The sequence below is a fragment of the Jannaschia sp. GRR-S6-38 genome (assembly GCF_029853695.1).
Classification (GTDB): domain Bacteria; phylum Pseudomonadota; class Alphaproteobacteria; order Rhodobacterales; family Rhodobacteraceae; genus Jannaschia; species Jannaschia ovalis.
Genome location: NZ_CP122537.1, coordinates 2,244,344 through 2,260,368, shown reverse-complemented (window position 1 = coordinate 2,260,368; position 16,025 = coordinate 2,244,344). Strand labels below are relative to the sequence as shown.

General features: G+C 67.6%; 18 protein-coding genes. All 18 read right to left on the bottom strand.

Going from position 1 to position 16,025, the window contains the following annotated elements:
- Entirely contained in the window at window positions 1-477 is a 477-nt protein-coding gene (locus tag P8627_RS11525) for a hypothetical protein (protein ID WP_279964251.1), read from the bottom strand.
- A gap of 14 nt (window positions 478-491) precedes the next feature.
- Window positions 492-2,165: a ribonuclease J gene (locus tag P8627_RS11520; RefSeq protein WP_279964250.1), complete on the bottom strand. Its 1,674-nt coding sequence runs from the start codon at window positions 2,163-2,165 to the stop codon at window positions 492-494.
- Window positions 2,166-2,936, bottom strand: a complete 771-nt coding sequence (locus tag P8627_RS11515; RefSeq protein WP_279964249.1) for a type III pantothenate kinase — start codon at window positions 2,934-2,936, stop codon at window positions 2,166-2,168. It lies immediately after the preceding gene.
- A complete protein-coding gene (locus tag P8627_RS11510; RefSeq protein ID WP_279964248.1) occupies window positions 2,927-3,682 on the bottom strand; it encodes a biotin--[acetyl-CoA-carboxylase] ligase in 756 nt (251 codons plus the stop codon). The genes P8627_RS11515 and P8627_RS11510 overlap by 10 nt, the downstream gene beginning before the upstream one ends.
- 3 nt (window positions 3,683-3,685) lie before the next feature.
- Entirely contained in the window at window positions 3,686-5,119 is a 1,434-nt protein-coding gene (nuoN, locus tag P8627_RS11505) for an NADH-quinone oxidoreductase subunit NuoN (protein WP_279964247.1), read from the bottom strand.
- Window positions 5,120-5,129: 10 nt separating this feature from the next.
- On the bottom strand, window positions 5,130-6,677 hold the full coding sequence (locus P8627_RS11500; protein WP_279964246.1) for an NADH-quinone oxidoreductase subunit M: 1,548 nt from the start codon (window positions 6,675-6,677) through the stop codon (window positions 5,130-5,132).
- Window positions 6,678-6,686: 9 nt separating this feature from the next.
- A complete protein-coding gene (gene nuoL / locus P8627_RS11495; RefSeq protein ID WP_279964245.1) occupies window positions 6,687-8,756 on the bottom strand; it encodes an NADH-quinone oxidoreductase subunit L in 2,070 nt (689 codons plus the stop codon).
- 4 nt (window positions 8,757-8,760) lie between these two features.
- On the bottom strand, window positions 8,761-9,066 hold the full coding sequence (gene nuoK, locus P8627_RS11490) for an NADH-quinone oxidoreductase subunit NuoK (protein ID WP_092780793.1): 306 nt from the start codon (window positions 9,064-9,066) through the stop codon (window positions 8,761-8,763).
- A gap of 142 nt (window positions 9,067-9,208) precedes the next feature.
- Window positions 9,209-9,823 carry an NADH-quinone oxidoreductase subunit J gene (locus tag P8627_RS11485; RefSeq protein ID WP_279964244.1) on the bottom strand — a complete coding sequence of 205 codons (615 nt, stop codon included), beginning with the start codon at window positions 9,821-9,823 and terminating at the stop codon, window positions 9,209-9,211.
- Window positions 9,820-10,215, bottom strand: a complete 396-nt coding sequence (locus tag P8627_RS11480) for a carboxymuconolactone decarboxylase family protein (protein WP_279964243.1) — start codon at window positions 10,213-10,215, stop codon at window positions 9,820-9,822. Before P8627_RS11480 ends, P8627_RS11485 begins: the two co-directional genes overlap by 4 nt.
- Window positions 10,212-10,706: an NADH-quinone oxidoreductase subunit NuoI gene (nuoI, locus tag P8627_RS11475; RefSeq protein ID WP_279964242.1), complete on the bottom strand. Its 495-nt coding sequence runs from the start codon at window positions 10,704-10,706 to the stop codon at window positions 10,212-10,214. Before nuoI ends, P8627_RS11480 begins: the two co-directional genes overlap by 4 nt.
- The gene (nuoH, locus tag P8627_RS11470) at window positions 10,703-11,749 is read right to left on the bottom strand and encodes an NADH-quinone oxidoreductase subunit NuoH (protein WP_279964241.1); all 1,047 of its coding nucleotides are present in this window, start codon (window positions 11,747-11,749) and stop codon (window positions 10,703-10,705) included. The genes nuoI and nuoH overlap by 4 nt, the downstream gene beginning before the upstream one ends.
- Window positions 11,750-11,758: 9 nt before the next feature.
- A complete protein-coding gene (locus P8627_RS11465; RefSeq protein WP_279964240.1) occupies window positions 11,759-12,151 on the bottom strand; it encodes a hypothetical protein in 393 nt (130 codons plus the stop codon).
- The gene (gene nuoG, locus P8627_RS11460; RefSeq protein ID WP_279964239.1) at window positions 12,151-14,163 is read right to left on the bottom strand and encodes an NADH-quinone oxidoreductase subunit NuoG; all 2,013 of its coding nucleotides are present in this window, start codon (window positions 14,161-14,163) and stop codon (window positions 12,151-12,153) included. The genes P8627_RS11465 and nuoG overlap by 1 nt, the downstream gene beginning before the upstream one ends.
- 78 nt (window positions 14,164-14,241) lie before the next feature.
- Complete coding sequence (locus P8627_RS11455) at window positions 14,242-14,634, bottom strand: DUF5333 domain-containing protein (protein WP_279964238.1); 393 nt, start codon at window positions 14,632-14,634, stop codon at window positions 14,242-14,244.
- Between the two features lie 107 nt (window positions 14,635-14,741).
- Entirely contained in the window at window positions 14,742-15,116 is a 375-nt protein-coding gene (locus P8627_RS11450; protein WP_279964237.1) for a hypothetical protein, read from the bottom strand.
- Window positions 15,113-15,502, bottom strand: coding sequence for a DUF5333 family protein (locus P8627_RS11445; RefSeq protein WP_279964236.1), 390 nt, complete (start codon window positions 15,500-15,502; stop codon window positions 15,113-15,115). The genes P8627_RS11450 and P8627_RS11445 overlap by 4 nt, the downstream gene beginning before the upstream one ends.
- Window positions 15,499-15,912, bottom strand: a complete 414-nt coding sequence (locus P8627_RS11440) for an MAPEG family protein (protein ID WP_279964235.1) — start codon at window positions 15,910-15,912, stop codon at window positions 15,499-15,501. Before P8627_RS11440 ends, P8627_RS11445 begins: the two co-directional genes overlap by 4 nt.
- Window positions 15,913-16,025: the final 113 nt, after the last annotated feature.

The window sequence follows — 16,025 nt, the reverse complement described above, 5'->3', positions numbered from 1 at the left end:
TCAGAAGTCGAAGGCCAGCGAGAAATTCACCACGGCCTCCACGTCCTCGCCATAGGGCAGGACGCTCAGCCGGTAGGCCACGCCGTTGCGGCGATAGGATCCGGTCAGCGCGGCGACCGGCAGATAGTCCCCGAAGGTGGGGATGTCGTATTTCCGCTCGACGATCTCGGAGAGCTCCGCGTAGCGGGCGATCCCCACGCTGGCGCCCAGCCGGATCTCGCCGCCGCCGAGCTCCGCCACGCCCGTCGAGAGGCCGACCACCGCGATCGGCGAGACCTCCTCGTAGGAATTGAAGAAGACGCCGCCCTCGACATGCCACTCGGTCGACCCCGTCCCGACCGGCCAGCGGTAGCCGTAAGTCAGGCCGGGATTGAAGTCGTTATAGGCGTCGCTCCCGATATGCTGCGAGCCGACGAACACGCCCAGATAGCGCTGGCCCGCCGAGGCCGGGGCGGCGGCCAGGACCGCCAGCGTCAAGGCCGCCGCGCGCATCATTCCGCCGTCAGCCGGGTGATGAGGACGGTGACCTCGGGCCGCTTGCCGATCTCGTCCTGCGCGACCTTGCGGATGCCCTTGGTGATCATGTCCTCCAGCTTCTCGTCATCGCCCGCCGTGCGGGTGTCGATCCGGCCCAGCTGCATCGCGAGATGCTCCTCCATCAGGGACGCCAGCGCCTGGCCGGAGCGGGTCAGCTCGGGCAGGCCGCGCAGGTCGACCCAGGTGTCTTCCAGCACCTCGTCGTCGTCATCGACCATCACCGCCACGACGACATGGCCGTTCAGCGCGATGCGCACGCGGTCGCGGATCACGCCGTCGAACTGTCCCACCAGGATCGAGCCGTCGAGATAGGTGCGCCCGGTCTCGACATGATCGACGACCCGGGGCTGGTTGCCGGCGAGGTCCAGCATCGTGCCGTTGGGCGCGACGACGCCCAGACGGCCCAGCCGGTCGGCCAGCTTGGCATGTTCGCGAAGGTGGCGATGCTCGCCATGCATCGGGATCACGATCTGCGGATCGACGATGCCCTGCACGATCTCGAGGTCCGGGCGGTTGGCATGGCCCGAGACGTGGTAGAGCCCGTCATCGTCGGTCACGACGTCGACGCCCATCTCCGAGAAGTCGTTCATCACCCGGGCCACGTCCTTCTCGTTGCCGGGGATGGTCTTGGACGAGAACAGGAAGGTGTCGCCCTCGGCCAGCTCGATCCCGAAATACTTGCCGCGCGCCAGCTGCGCGGAGGCGGCGCGCCGCTCGCCCTGGCTGCCGGTCACGATCAGCATCAGGTTCTCGCGCGGGATCGACGCCGCGTCCTCGGGGCTGACGGTCCTCGGGAAGTCCTTGAGCAGGCCCTCCTCGACGGCGGCCTCGGTCATGCGGCGCATCGCCCGGCCCATCAGGCAGATCGAGCGGCCCGCCGCCTTCCCCGCCTCGGCCAATGACTGCAGGCGCGCCACGTTCGAGGCGAAGGTGGTGGCCACGAACATGCCCTTGGCCGACGCCACGAGCGGCTTGAGGTTCGGCGCGACCTCGGCCTCGGAGCGGCCCTCGTGCTTGGAGAAGACATTGGTCGAGTCGCAGACCAGCGCGCGCACGCCGGGCTTCGCGGCCTCGGCCCAGAGATCGGCGTCGAAGGGCTCGCCCACCACGGGCGAGCGGTCGATCTTGAAGTCACCCGAATGGATCACCCGCCCCGCCGGCGTGTCGATCACCAGCGCCGAGCTTTCCGGGATCGAGTGCGACACGGGAAGGAAGCCCACCTGGAAGGGCCCCGCCGCGATCATCTCGGGGAAAGGCTTGGCGATGCGGATGGCGTCGGGATTCTGCCCCTTCTCGGTCAGCTTGCGGCGCGCGAGGTTCGCGGTGAAGCGGCGCGCATGGACCGGGGCGTCGAGAAACGGCAGCAGGTGGCCGACGCCGCCCAGGTGATCCTCGTGCCCGTGGGTGATGAAGATCGCCTCGAGCCGCTCGGCGCGTTCGCGCAGCCAGGAGATGTCGGGCAGGATCACGTCCACCCCGGGGGTCGAATCCATGTCCGGGAAGGCGATGCCCAGATCCACGAGGATCAGCCGCTCCTTTCCCTCGGGGCCGAAGCCATAGACATAGGCGTTCATGCCGATTTCGCCCGCGCCCCCCAGGGGGAGGTAGATGAGCCGGTCGCGTGCCATTCAGTGTTCCTTGTTGAATGCGTGGATGACGGTCAGGCCGTGCATCGTGAGATCGTCCTCGTAGGCGTCGAACAGATCGGCCGCCTGCTGGAAGAGCGGGGCCAGTCCCCCTGTCGCGACGACCTTCATGGGCCGGTCGCGTTCCGCCCGGATCCGGGCGCAGATTTCGCGGATGAGGCCCACATAGCCCCAGAAGATGCCCGACTGCATGCAGGCGACGGTGTTGGTTCCGATGACCTTCTGCGGCTGGGTGATATCGACATGCGGCAGCGCCGCGGCGGCCATGTGCAGCGCTTCGAGCGAGAGGTTCACGCCCGGCGCGATCACGCCGCCGATATAGGCCCCGTCCCTGGCCACCACGTCGAAGGTGGTCGCGGTGCCGAAATCGACCACGATCAGGTCGCCGCCATGCCGGTCCCAGCCGCCCACCGTGTTGACCAGCCGGTCCGGCCCGACCTGCGTGCCGGCATCGACGCGCACGTCGACGGGCAGCTTGGTCTCGGGCTTGCCGACGACCAGCGGGCGGCAGTCGAAGTAACGGTCGCAGAGGACACGCAGGTTGAAGACAACGCGCGGCACGGTCGAGGAGACGATGCATTCGTCGATCGTCACGTCGACATTCTGCAGGTTCATCGAGGTCCGCAGCCAGGTGTAATACTCGTCCGCCGTGCTGGCGTGGTTCGTCGCGCGGCGCCACGAATTCACGAAGCGCACGCCGTCCCAGATAGCAAAGACGGTGTTGGTGTTGCCGCAATCGATGGTCAGGAGCATGGGGCCTCCGCGAAGAAGATGTCGGCGGCGGCGATGCGGCGCGGGCCGTTCGCCGTGACGAGGATCAGGCAGCCCTCGCCATCCACATCCGCGAAGCGGCCGGTCACGGTCTCGCCCGGCAGGCGCGCGGTGATCTCCTCGCCCAGGCGCGCGGCATCGGCCATCCAGTCCGCGCGGATCGCGGGGAAGCCCGCCGCCCGGAACTGCGCCTCGCGCGCCGCGAAGGCGGGAGCCAGCGCGTCGAGAAAGGCCTCGGGCGCGATCGTCGGCCCGCCGACCTCGGGCAGGCTTACGGGCGGCACGGCGCGGGCCTCCAGCGTCGCGGGGTCGGGCGCATGGACGAGATTCACGCCGATGCCGAGGATCAGGAGGCCCGGCGCCGGGCTCTCCAGCAGGATGCCGGCGAGCTTGCGCTCCCGCAGCAGGACGTCATTGGGCCATTTGAGCGACAGCCCGGTCACGCCCAGCCCGCGCAGCGCGTCCCGGAGGGCCAGCGCGGCGACGAAGCTGCGCAGGGCCATCGCCGCCGGGCCGTCGCCCGGGCGCCAGACCAGCGAGGCCGCGAAATTGCCGATGGGGCAGTCCCAGGCCCGCCCGCGCCGTCCGCGCGCGGCGGTCTGGCGATGGGCGAGGATCCAGGTCGCCTGTTCGGGCGCGCGGCGCGCGGCCTCGGCCGAGGTGCTGTCGACTTCCGACAGCACGATCCGCGCGACCCCCTCGGGCCAGTCCGCCCCGGGGGCCGGCACGATCTAGTTGACCAGTGTCAGCGCAGCGGCCGCCGCCACGCCTTCGAGGCCGAACATGTTCACCACGCCCACGACCATGATCGCCGCCGCACCGGCCAGCGCGATCCATTGCACCGTGGGGATGGTCCCGTCGAGCGGGGCCTCGGCCTCGCCGAAATACATGTAGTAGACGATCCGCAGGTAGTAGAAGGCCCCGATGACCGAGGCGATCACGCCCAGGACGGCCAGCCAGACCAGCCCCGCATCCACCGCCGCCGTCAGCACGTAGTACTTGGCGAAGAAGCCCACCATCGGCGGGATGCCGGCGAGGCTGAACATCAGCACGAGCAGCGCCAGCGCCGCGCCCGGCCGGTCGCGCGAGAGCTGGTTGAGCGAGGCGATGTCTGTCACCTCGCGCCCGTCGCGCGTCATGGCGAGGATGAAGGCGAAGGTGCCGATATTCATCACCACGTAGATCGCCATGTAGAGCAGCATCGCCTCCACGCCGCCGGCGGTCCCGGCGGCGAGGCCCATCAGCGCGTAACCCATATGGGCGATCGAGGAATAGGCCATCAGCCGCTTGATGTCGCGCTGCCCGATTGCGGCGATCGCGCCCAGGAACATCGACAGCACCGACAGCAGCGCCACGATCTGCTGCCAGTCGCCCACCGCGCCGCCGAAGGCGTCATGCGTGACCCGGGCGAACATGCCCATCGCCGCGACCTTGGGCGCGGTGGCGAAGAAGGCGGTGACCGGGGTCGGCGCCCCCTCGTAGACATCGGGCGTCCACATGTGGAACGGCGCGGCCGAGACCTTGAAGGCCAGGCCCGAGAGCATGAAGACCAGGCCGAAGAGCAGGCCCAGCGCCAGCTCGCCATCCGCCGCGGCAGCGACGACGCCCGCGAATTCGGTCGTGCCTGTATAGCCGTAGGTCAGCGAGATGCCGTAGAGCAGCAGGCCCGAGCTGAGCGCGCCCAGCACGAAGTATTTCAGCCCCGCCTCGGTCGATTTCACGCTGTCGCGCCGCATCGAGGCGGCCACGTAGAGCGAGAGCGACTGCAGCTCGAGCCCCATGTAGAGCGTCAGAAGGTTGCCCGCCGAGACCATGATCATCATGCCGATCACCGCCAGCGTGATCAGCAGCGGGTATTCGAACTTGTCGAGCTGGTGACGCGCCATCCAGTCCTGGCTCATCAGCAGGACGGTCGCGGCCGAGAGCAGGATCGTGATCTGCGCGAAGCGGCTGAAGCCGTCCTTCACGATCATGTCAGAGAAGCCGGTCCCGACCTCCGAGGACACGCCGATCCAGAAGGCCACAGCCACCATAACGGCGGCGGTGGCCCAGGTCAGCGGGCGGGTCAGCTCGTCCTTCGTGGTGTAGACGGCCGCCAGCAGCGCGGCCATCGCGAAGACGGCCAGCACGATCTCCGGCAGGATCAGGGTCAGGTCGGCGCTCATGGCAAGCCTCTTATTGATCGGCCCCGGCGACCGCGTTCTGCAACGCGATCTCGGCCGTGGCGATGTCGTAATTGGCGACCAGCTCGGCCACGGTGGGGCCGATGATGTCGGTCACGAGGGCGGGATAGACGCCCAGAAGAATGGTGAACAGCACGAGCGGGGCGAAGATCGCCTTCTCGCGCGCGGTCAGGTCCTTAATGGTGCGCAGGCTCTCCTTGATCAGGTCGCCGAAGACGACCCGGCGATAGAGCCACAGCGCGTAACCCGCCGACAGGATCACGCCCGAGCAGGCGAAGACCGCGACCCAGGTGTTGACCTGGAAGACGCCCATCAGGGTCAGGAACTCGCCCACGAAGCCCGAGGTGCCGGGCAGGCCGACATTGGCCATCGTGAACAGCATGAAGATCAGCGCATAGGCCGGCATCCGGTTCACCAGCCCGCCATAAGCGGTGATGTCGCGGGTGTGCATCCGGTCGTAGATCACGCCCACGCAGAGGAAGAGCGCGCCCGAGATGAAGCCGTGGCTCAGCATCTGGAAGATCGCGCCGTCCACGCCCTGCTGGTTGGCCGCGAAGATGCCCATGGTCACGAAGCCCATATGCGCGACCGAGGAATAGGCGATCAGCTTCTTCATGTCCTCCTGCACCATCGCGACGAGCGAGGTGTAGACGATGGCGATGGCCGACAGCCACAGGACCAGCGGGCCCAGCACCTCGGAGCCCACGGGGAACATCGGCAGCGAGAAGCGCAGGAAGCCGTAGCCGCCCATCTTCAGCAGGATCGCCGCCAGCACGACCGAGCCCGCGGTGGGCGCCTGGACGTGGGCGTCGGGCAGCCAGGTGTGCACCGGCCACATCGGCATCTTGACCGCGAAGCTGGCAAAGAAGGCGAGCCACAGAAGCGTCTGCATCCCGCCCACGATGTTGACGCCCAGCACGTTCAGCGGCGCGAAGGAGAACTCATGCGCGAGAAGCGTCGGGATGTCGGTGGTGCCCGCTTCCAGATACATGGCGATCATCGCCACCAGCATCAGGACCGAGCCCAGAAGCGTGTAGAGGAAGAACTTGAACGACGCGTAGATACGGTCCTTGCCGCCCCAGATCCCGATGATCAGGAACATCGGGATCAGGCCCGCCTCGAAGAACAGGTAGAACAGGATCAGGTCCAGCGCGACGAAGACGCCGATCATCAGCGTCTCGAGCAGCAGGAAGGCGACCATGTAATCCTTCACCCGGTGCGTCACGTCCCAGCAGGACGCGATCACGATGGGCATCAGGAAGGTCGTCAGCATCACGAAGAGGACCGAGATCCCGTCCACGCCCATCTTGTAGGTCAGGCCCGCGATCCAGGCGCGCTCCTCGACGAACTGGAAGCCGGTGTTCTCGGGCTCGAACCCGGCCAGCAGGAACAGCGAGACGATGAAGGTGAAGCCCGTCGCGCCCAGCGCCAGCCACTTGGCGTTGCGCTGCGCGGCCGCGTCGTCGCCGCGCAGGAACAGCGCGAGGATCAGCGCCGCGATCAGGGGCGTGAAGGTGATGATGGAAAGCAGGTTGTCCATGGATCCGTCTCAGCTCCCCGACGCGATGGTCATCCAGGTGATCAGGACAACGATCCCGATCACCATCGCGAAGGCGTAATGGAAGAGGTATCCCGACTGCGCCCGGTTCAGCGCGCGGGTGAAGAACGGCACCGCGCCCATCGCCACGCCGTTGATCGTGCCGTCGATGGCGTTGCCGTCGCCCCGCCGCCAGAAGAAGCGGCCGATCGCCTTGGCGCCCTTCACGAAGACCGCGTCGTAGATCTCGTCGAAATACCACTTGTTGAGGAGGAAGCGGTAGAGCGGGGCCAGGTTCTCGGCCCATTGCCGCGGCAGGCTGGGCATGCGGATGTAGAATATCCACGCCGTGAACAGGCCCAGCAGCATCGCCACGAAGGGCGAGACCTTGACCCATTTCGGCACCTCGTGGGCGTCGTGGATCACGTGGTTCTCGGGGCCGATGAAGATCGCGCCCTCGCCCGGCACCTGTTCCGGACGCTCGCCGTATTCGCCCTCGCCCGCGTCCTCGCCATGCCCGTCCTCGACCAGCGGCGCGCCGTGATCGACGGCGGCGTGCTGGCTGATGCCGAAATAGCGATCGACCTGCGCCTGGCTGCCGAAGAACGGCCCGTAGAACACCATGCCCGCGAAGACCGAGCCCACCGCCAGCGCGGCCAGCGGGATGGTCATGACGGCCGGGCTCTCATGCGCGTGCTCATGGGTGTGCTTGTCGCCGCGCGGCTTGCCGAAGAAGGTCAAAAACATCAGCCGCCAGCTGTAGAAGCTGGTGAAGGCCGCTGCGATCACCAGGGCCCAGAAGGCGCCCTGGCTGCCGATGAAGGCGGTCTCGATCACCGCGTCCTTCGACAGGAAGCCCGCGAAGCCGATATGGGTCAGCGGGATGCCGACGCCGGTGATGGCCAGCGTGCCGACCATCATCGCCCAGAAGGTGTAGGGGATCTTGGTGCGCAGCCCGCCGTAGTTCCGCATGTCCTGCTCGTGATGCATCGCGTGGATGACCGAGCCCGCGCCGAGGAACAGCATCGCCTTGAAGAAGGCGTGGGTGAAGAGGTGGAACATCGCGACCGAATAGGCGCCCACCCCCGCGGCCACGAACATGTAGCCCAGCTGCGACATGGTCGAATAGGCGATCACGCGCTTGATGTCGTTCTGCACCAGCCCGATCGTCGCCGCCACGAAGGCCGATGCCGCGCCCACCGCGACGACGATGCCCGCCGCCGTCGGCGCGTATTCGATCAGCGGCGACATGCGGCAGACCAGGAACACGCCCGCCGTCACCATCGTGGCGGCATGGATCAGCGCCGAGACGGGGGTCGGGCCCTCCATCGCGTCGGGCAGCCAGGTGTGCAGGAAGAGCTGCGCCGATTTGCCCATCGCGCCGATGAAGATCAGGAAGGCCAGCAGGTTCGCCGCGTTCCACTCGGTCCACAGGAACGAGATCGTCATCTCCGCGATCTCGGGCGTCATCGCGAAGATCGTCGGCAGGTCGATCGAGTCGGTCAGGTAGAACAGCCCGAAGATGCCCAGCAGGAAGCCGAAATCGCCGACCCGGTTGACGATGAAGGCCTTCATCGCCGCGGCCCCGGCCGAGGGCTTGCGCCAGTAGAACCCGATCAGCAGGTAGGAGGCGACGCCCACGCCTTCCCAGCCGAAGAAGAGCTGCAGCAGGTTGTTCGCCGTCACCAGCGCCAGCATCGCGAAGGTGAAGAAGGACAGGTAGGCGAAGAAGCGCGGCTTGTAGGTCTCGCCCTCGCGCCATTGCGGGTCGTGATCCATGTAGCCGAAGGAATACAGGTGCACGAGCGCCGAGACCGTCGTGATCACCACCAGCATGACCGCGGTCAGCCGGTCCATCCGGATCTCCCAGTCGGTCAGCAGGCTGCCGCTTTCGATCCAGCGCATGATCTGGACGACCTCGGTCGTGCCGTCATGGGTCAGGAACACGATCCAGGACAGCAGCATCGACAGGAACAGAAGGCCCGTCGACGTGACCAGCGCGGCCGTCTCGCCGATGAACTTCCAGCCGAAGCCGCAGATCAGCGCGCCGACCAACGGCGCGAAGAGGATGATCGTCTCCATCGGCTCAGCCCTTCATCACGTTGACGTCTTCGACGTCGATGGTGCCGCGGTTGCGGAAGAAGCACACGAGGATCGCCAGGCCGATGGCGGCCTCGGCGGCGGCCACGGTCAGCACGAACAGCGTGAAGACCTGCCCCGTCAGATCGCCCAGGAAGCCGGAGAAGGCGACGAAGTTGATGTTCACCGCCAGCAGCATCAGCTCGATCGACATCAGGATGATGATGACGTTCTTCCGGTTCAGGAAGATGCCGAAGATGCCGATGACGAACAGCGCCGCCGCCACGGTCAGGTAATGTTCCAGTCCGATCATTCGCGTCCCTTCCGTCGGGGCGTCTTGCCCGGCCCCGTTTCGTCGTTCCGTGTCCCGCTCAGATGAACGAGTAGCCGCCCAGCAGGATGATCAGCAGGACGATGATGATGATGATTGTGGTGCGGGACATGGCCCTTCCCCTCTACAGGCCCTGACCGGGCTTCACGTCGGTGACCTTCATCGCCTTGGCCGGATCGCGCCACATCTGGTGCAGCACGTTCTGGCGCTTGACGTCCTTCCGGTGGCGCAGCGTCAGGGCGATGGCCCCGATCATCGCGACCAGCAGGATCAGCCCGGCGAGCTGGAACATCAGGAAATAGTCGTCATAGAGGATCAGGCCCAGCGCGGCGGTGTTCAGCTCGGCCGTCGGGATCACGCTGCGCAGGTTCTCGGCCACGACGACGCCCTCGGCCACTTCCCAGACGCCGTAGGCGATGACCAGCTGCATCAGCAGCACGATCCCGATCAGCCCGGCCAGCGGCACGTATTTGGCCATCTCGGCCTTCAGCTCGGCGAAGTCGATATCGAGCATCATCACCACGAAGAGGAACAGCACCGCGACCGCGCCGACATAGACGATGACCAAGAGCATCGCGACGAATTCTGCGCCGATCAGAACGAACAGGCCCGCCGTCGACAGGAAGGTCAGGATCAGCCACAGCACCGAATGGACCGGGTTGCGCGACACCACGGTCATCAGCCCGCCCGAGACGGTCAGGACGGCGAAGAGGTAGAAGGCGAAATCCAGAACGCTCATGCCTCGTCCTCCAGAACCTCGTTGGCGAGGGTCATCGCCTTGTTCATCGCCGGCAGCCCGCCGAACAGGCCCATCAGGCCGATCGTCTCGGCGATCTCCTGCTTGGTCGCGCCCTGCTCGACCGCCTGGCGGACGGTCAGGCGGACCTGCGCCTCGGCCTGCGCGCCCAGTACCGTCAGGCCGGCCAGCGTCAGCAGCATCTTGGTCTTGGCGTCCAGGCCCTCGGGATTCAGCCCCTTGCCCATGAACTGCTCCATGACCTCGCCGGGCATCGTCGGCCACAGCTTTTCGAAGCCCTGCGGCGTGAAGCTCTCGAGCGCAGGGTTCACGGCCTTCGCCATGTCCTGCATGTGGCTCATCCAGAGCTCGAAGGGGTTCTTCGCGTCGCTCATCGGTAGGGCGCGTCCAGCTCGATGTTCTTGGCGATCAGCGCTTCCCAGCGCTCGCCATTCGCCAGGAGCTTCTCCTTGTCGTAGAACATCTCCTCGCGGGTCTCGGTCGCGAACTCGAAATTCGGACCCTCCACGATCGCATCCACCGGGCAGGCCTCCTGGCAGAAGCCGCAATAGATGCATTTCGTCATGTCGATGTCGTAGCGCGTCGTGCGGCGCGAGCCGTCCTCGCGCGGTTCGGCATCGATGGTGATGGCCTGCGCCGGGCAGATCGCCTCGCAGAGCTTGCACGCGATGCAGCGCTCCTCGCCGTTGGGATATCGGCGCAGGGCGTGCTCGCCGCGGAAGCGGGGCGACAGCGGGCCCTTCTCGTGCGGATAATTCAGCGTGACCTTGGGCGCGAAGAAATACTTCAGCCCCAGCTTCATGCCCTGCCACATATCGGCCAGCAGGAAATACTTGACCGAACGGTTCCAGTCGATCTGCGTCATCCCATCACCCCCATGTCGGAGAAGCGTGCCCAGAAGCCCCCGAGCACCTCGAATTTCGCCAGGAACGCCACGATCACGACCCAGGCCAGCGAGAAAGGCAGGAACACCTTCCAGCCCAGTCGCATCAGCTGGTCGTAGCGGTAGCGCGGCACGATCGCCTTCACCATCGCGAAGAGGAAGAAGAAGAACGCCATCTTCGCGACCATCCAGAGCGGCCCGTCCGGCAGGAAGGGCACGGGCGACAGCCAGCCGCCGAAGAACAGCAGGCTGATCAGCGCGCACATCAGGAAGATCGCGATGTACTCGCCCGCCATGAACAGAAGGAAGGGCGTCGAGGAGTACTCGACCTGGTAGCCCGCGACCAATTCCGACTCCGCCTCCGGCAGGTCGAAGGGCGGACGGTTCGTCTCGGCCAGCGCCGAGATGAAGAACAGGAACACCATCGGCAGGTGCGGCAGCCAGTACCAACCGAAGAAGCCCCAGCCGGTGTCCTGCGCGCGCACGATGTCGCCGAAATTGAGCGAGCCCGTCGACAGGATCACCCCGATGATGATCAGGCCGATCGACACCTCGTAGGAAATCATCTGCGCGGCCGAGCGCAAGCTCCCGAGGAAGGGGTATTTCGAGTTCGAGGCCCAGCCGCCCATGATCACGCCGTAGACCTCGAGCGACGAGACGGCGAAGACGTAGAGGATGGCCACGTTGATATCGGCCAGGACCCAGGTGTCCGAGAACGGGATCACCGCCCAGGCGATCACCGCCAGCACGAAGCTGATGAGCGGGGCCAGCAGGAAGACCGTGCGGTCGGCACCGGCGGGGATGACGATTTCCTTGACCACGTATTTCAGCGCGTCGGCCACGGTCTGCAGCAGGCCGAACACGCCCACGACATTGGGCCCGCGCCGCATCTGCACCGCCGCCCAGACCTTGCGGTCGCCATAGACCAGGAACAGCAGCGAGATCATCACGAAGGCGATCACCGCGAGGCACTGCGCCAGGATCGTCAGGCCGATGCCCGCCGGTGATGCCAGAAACTCTGCCATGTCACGTCCTCATACGGTCGGGATGCCCCGTTCGCGGCAGTTCTCAACCGCCACTTCGGCATCAATCGTTCTCAGTCCCCGGGGGACCGCCGGCGACACGGTGTAAATCGCATCCGCGCGCCAAACGCCACCCTCTTCGCTCACGTTTGTCCGCACCTGGCGCGCAAATCCGAAGCCCCGGATCAGCGCGTATTGCGCCGCGGCGCATTCGGCATAGTCCAGCACATCCTGCCCGTCCCGCGCGCCGGCCATGGCGACCCGGAACTCGACCAGATCGCCCTCGAGCAGCCGCGTCTCGACCCCGCGATACTCGGGCCGGAAGACCTCGACCACGGGCCGCTCCTCGGCCTGGCAGGCGGCCAGCGCGAGGCCGGCCAGAAGCGCCGCACCGGGCGCGCGCATCACTCCGCCGCGATGGGCTGCGGGTCGCGGCCGGCGGCGATCTGCGACAGTTCCGCCATCAGCTGCGAGGCCCGCGCGATCGGGTTGGTCAGGTAGAAATCGCCCAGCGCCGCCTCGAAGGCCCCGGTGCCCAGCTTGGGGACCTCGCCCAGCGGCTGCGGCTTGTTCTCCGGCACGGCGTCGATCTCGGCCAGTTCCGGCGCGGTCTCGATCAGCCCGCGGCGCAGCTGCGCCAGCGTGTCGAAGGGCAGCTGGTAGCCCGCCTCCGCCGACAGAGCCCGCAGGATCGCCCAGTTCTCCTTCGCCTCGCCGGGCGCGAAGCCCGAGCGCAGCGCTAGTTGCGGGCGCCCTTCGGTGTTGACGAACAGGCCCTGCTCCTCGGTCCAGGCGGCGCTCGGCAGGATGATGTCGGCACGATGCGCGCCGCGGTCGCCATGGCTGCCCTGGTAGATCACGAAGGGCCCGGCGGGGATCTCGATCTCGTCGGCCCCGAGATTGTAGATCGCCTCCGCCTCCAGCGCCTCGGCGATGCCGCCCGCACAGGTCGCGCCCGCGTCCATCGCGCCGACGCGGCCCGCGGCGGTGTGCAGCACCAGAAGCCCCGCACCCATCGCGTCGGCCAGTGCGCGGGCATTGGCCAGCACATCCGCGCCGTCCGCACCGCGCAGCGCGCCCATGCCGACGATCACCAGCGCGGGGACGTCGCTTTCTTCGGCCTGCGCCACGAGCTCGAACAGCGCCTCGCGGCCCTCGCCCAGATGCGCGTAGTCATAGGTCAGGTCGGCGCCCTGCCCGATCACCGAGACGTCGGCGCCGCGCAGCCAGGCCTTGCGGATGCGCGCGTTGAGCACGGGCGCCTCCACCGCGGGGTTGGTGCCGATCAGGACGATGCGGCGGGCGGCGTCGATATCCTCGATCGCGGCGGTGCCGACATAGCCCGCCCGGTCGCCCGCGGGCAGCTTCGCGCCGTCGGTGCGGCATTCGGTGACCCCGCCCATCGCGTCCATCAGCTTGCGCAGCGCGAAGGCGGCCTCGACCGGGGCCAGGTCGCCCACGAGGCCCGCCAGCTTGCGGTCCTTCATCGCGGCGGCCGCGGCATCCAGCGCCTCGGGCCAGCTCGCCGGGCGCAGCTTGCCGTTCTCGCGGATATAGGGCCGGTCCAACCGCTGGCGGCGCAGCCCGTCCCACACGAAGCGGGTCTTGTCGCTGATCCATTCCTCGTTGGTGCCGTCATGGTTGCGCGGCAGGATGCGCATCACTTCGCGGCCCTTCGTATCGACGCGGATCGAGGCGCCCTGCGCGTCCATCACGTCCACCGTCTCGGTCTTCGTCAGCTCCCAGGGGCGGGCGGTGAAGGCATAGGGCTTCGAGACCAGCGCGCCCACCGGGCACAGGTCGATGATGTTGCCCTGCAGGTTCGATTTCAGCGTCTCGCCCAGATAGGACGTGATCTCGCTATCCTCGCCGCGGCCGATCTGGCCCATCTGGGTGATGCCCGCGACCTCGGTGGTGAAGCGGACGCAGCGGGTGCAGGAGATGCAGCGCGTCATATGCGTTTCGACCAGCGGGCCGAGATCCAGGTCCACCGCGGCGCGCTTGGGCTCGCGGTAGCGCGAGAAATCGACGCCATAGGCCATCGCCTGGTCCTGCAGGTCGCATTCGCCGCCCTGGTCGCAGATCGGGCAGTCGAGCGGGTGGTTGATGAGCAGGAACTCCATCACCCCCTCGCGGGCCTTCTTGACCATCGGGCTGTTGGTCTTGACCACCGGCGGCTCGCCATCCTTGCCGGGGCGCAGGTCGCGGACCTGCATCGCGCAGGAGGCGGCGGGCTTCGGCGGGCCGCCCACGACCTCGACCAGGCACATCCGGCAATTGCCGGCGATCGACAGCCGTTCGTGATAGCAGAAGCGCGGAATCTCGATTCCGGCCTGCTCGCAGGCCTGGATCAGCGTCATCTCCGGCGGGACCTCGACTTCGGTCCCGTCGATCACGATCTTCTTGAGGTCGGCCATGGCAGGTCGCTCCGCGTTCGTCCTTCGGGATGGGTTCTAGCCCCCCCGACGGGCGGTGACCAGAACCGCGGCCCACGTTTATCGCGGGCTCAGCAGACGACCTATTTGCGTGTCCTTCGCGACCTGTTCCACCCCGACGCGGCAATGGGCCGCGACGTCGCCGGGGCCCGCGCCAAGACGCGCCAGCCGCTCGCGCGCGATCGCCTCCAGCCGGTCCTTCGCGGCATCGTCGTCGATGAAGGCATCCACCTCGGCGGCCGAATAGCCGAGGTCCCGCGCCGCCGCCTTCAGCGCCAGCAGGTAGCGCAGCCCGCGAAAGGTGCGCGCGTCGATGTTGGGGCAGATTTCGCTGATCTCGTAGGCGATGCCGACATTGATCAGGCCTTCGGTGATGCGGGGCTCCTGCTCAAGCCCGGCCAGCGCGGGCGAGGCGGCGAGGATCAGGGCGGCGGCGAGCGGGCGAAGGGACATGCAGGCGTCTCCGGGGTCGGGCTGGGATGGCCCGTCACATGGGTCCGCCCGCCCCCGTCATTCAATAGCGCGGGCCCGTCACCGCACGTCGCGGCGGGTCCGTGCCGTCAGCGCGTGATGCAGCGCCCGGTCAGGACCAGCGCGCCCGACTCGTCCAGCGCCACCTCCTCGACGGGCCGGTCGGGGCCCAGCGCCCAATCGATATCCGAGCCGCCGAACCGCGTGATACAATATTCCACCGCGCGGACCCGACCGGCCTCCAGCGCGCCCGAGAGCGAGCGCCCGGCGCTGCGCGTGGCCGTCGCGAAGCTGCGCGCATCCTCGGATGTCGCGCTGACGCGGGTGCGGAACCGCACGCCGTCCACCTCGTTGGACGCGCCGCGGAACCCGCCCCGGAAGGGGCCGGAATCGCCCGAGGACAGGCTGCCCAGCGTGCCGCAGCCCGCCAGGCCCAGCATTGCGATCAGCATCAGGGTTCTCATTGCGCGACCTCCACGATCAGGGTTCCGAGGGCGGTCTCCTCGGCAATCTCGGCCGCGCCCGCGGCGCAGACCGCGGCTTCGGGCGCGCCCTGCTCCAGCGCGTGCTTCTGCACGAAGGCGGCCTGCAGGGTCGCGATGGCATCCGATGGATCCGCCATCCGGTCGGCCAGGTTCTCGGGGGTGAAGCCGTCCTCGGTCAGCCGCGCGAGCGTCGCGTCGGTCAGCCGCGCGATGGCGATGGGATCGACCGACAGCGTCTGGCAGCTCAGGGCCAGGACCTGCGCGGTCGAGCTGAGGAAGGCAGCCTCGACGAAGTAATCCGGTGCGGGCACCGCCTCCTGCGCGGCGGCGGGCGCGGCCAGCAGGATCAGCGCGGCGGCCCTCATGCGGCGAAGGCCCCGGCCAGCGCGATCAGCGCCAGCCCGATCACGCAGAGGAACCCCAGCGTCCATGTGGCCGAGCGCAGCCATTGCACCTCGGTCCCGATATGCACCGCCGCCGTCGCGATCCGCGCCACGAGGAAGAGCGTGGCGAGAAGATTCACCCAGAACGGTGCGCCGCCCGTCAGCATCGCCGCCACGGCCGCCGCGACGAAGGCGCCCGACGTCTCGATCGCGTTCTGGAAGGCGCGGTGGCGCCGATAGGCCGGGTCGGAATAGTCCCGCACCGGCAGGCCCCCGGCGCTGCGCGCCCGGGCCTTGCCGACCGTCGACACGCCCGCGAGGCCGAGCTGCAAAAGCGCCCAGAGCGCGAGCGCGGCCAGCGTATGCGCGTAGGGGGCGAAAAACTCTGTCATCAAATGCGTCCCGTCATACATGCGCCGTCAGGGACGCCTGTCCGGCCCGAAGCGGGCCGGTTGGCCTATGACATAGGGGAAGCCGGCCCGGCAGGGCAAGCCGGGCGGCGCGC

What these genes read in the sequence shown, in the direction of transcription:
- P8627_RS11520 (WP_279964250.1), bottom strand. Translation starts at nt 2,165, where the DNA reads ATGGCACGCGACCGGCTCATCTACCTCCCCCTGGGGGGCGCGGGCGAA.
- P8627_RS11515 (WP_279964249.1), bottom strand. Translation starts at nt 2,936, where the DNA reads ATGCTCCTGACCATCGATTGCGGCAACACCAACACCGTCTTTGCTATC.
- nuoN (WP_279964247.1), bottom strand. Translation starts at nt 5,119, where the DNA reads ATGAGCGCCGACCTGACCCTGATCCTGCCGGAGATCGTGCTGGCCGTC.
- P8627_RS11500 (WP_279964246.1), bottom strand. Translation starts at nt 6,677, where the DNA reads ATGGACAACCTGCTTTCCATCATCACCTTCACGCCCCTGATCGCGGCG.
- nuoL (WP_279964245.1), bottom strand. Translation starts at nt 8,756, where the DNA reads ATGGAGACGATCATCCTCTTCGCGCCGTTGGTCGGCGCGCTGATCTGC.
- nuoK (WP_092780793.1), bottom strand. Translation starts at nt 9,066, where the DNA reads ATGATCGGACTGGAACATTACCTGACCGTGGCGGCGGCGCTGTTCGTC.
- P8627_RS11485 (WP_279964244.1), bottom strand. Translation starts at nt 9,823, where the DNA reads ATGAGCGTTCTGGATTTCGCCTTCTACCTCTTCGCCGTCCTGACCGTC.
- P8627_RS11480 (WP_279964243.1), bottom strand. Translation starts at nt 10,215, where the DNA reads ATGAGCGACGCGAAGAACCCCTTCGAGCTCTGGATGAGCCACATGCAG.
- nuoI (WP_279964242.1), bottom strand. Translation starts at nt 10,706, where the DNA reads ATGACGCAGATCGACTGGAACCGTTCGGTCAAGTATTTCCTGCTGGCC.
- nuoH (WP_279964241.1), bottom strand. Translation starts at nt 11,749, where the DNA reads ATGGCAGAGTTTCTGGCATCACCGGCGGGCATCGGCCTGACGATCCTG.
- P8627_RS11465 (WP_279964240.1), bottom strand. Translation starts at nt 12,151, where the DNA reads ATGCGCGCGCCCGGTGCGGCGCTTCTGGCCGGCCTCGCGCTGGCCGCC.
- nuoG (WP_279964239.1), bottom strand. Translation starts at nt 14,163, where the DNA reads ATGGCCGACCTCAAGAAGATCGTGATCGACGGGACCGAAGTCGAGGTC.
- P8627_RS11455 (WP_279964238.1), bottom strand. Translation starts at nt 14,634, where the DNA reads ATGTCCCTTCGCCCGCTCGCCGCCGCCCTGATCCTCGCCGCCTCGCCC.
- P8627_RS11450 (WP_279964237.1), bottom strand. Translation starts at nt 15,116, where the DNA reads ATGAGAACCCTGATGCTGATCGCAATGCTGGGCCTGGCGGGCTGCGGC.
- P8627_RS11445 (WP_279964236.1), bottom strand. Translation starts at nt 15,502, where the DNA reads ATGAGGGCCGCCGCGCTGATCCTGCTGGCCGCGCCCGCCGCCGCGCAG.
- P8627_RS11440 (WP_279964235.1), bottom strand. Translation starts at nt 15,912, where the DNA reads ATGACAGAGTTTTTCGCCCCCTACGCGCATACGCTGGCCGCGCTCGCG.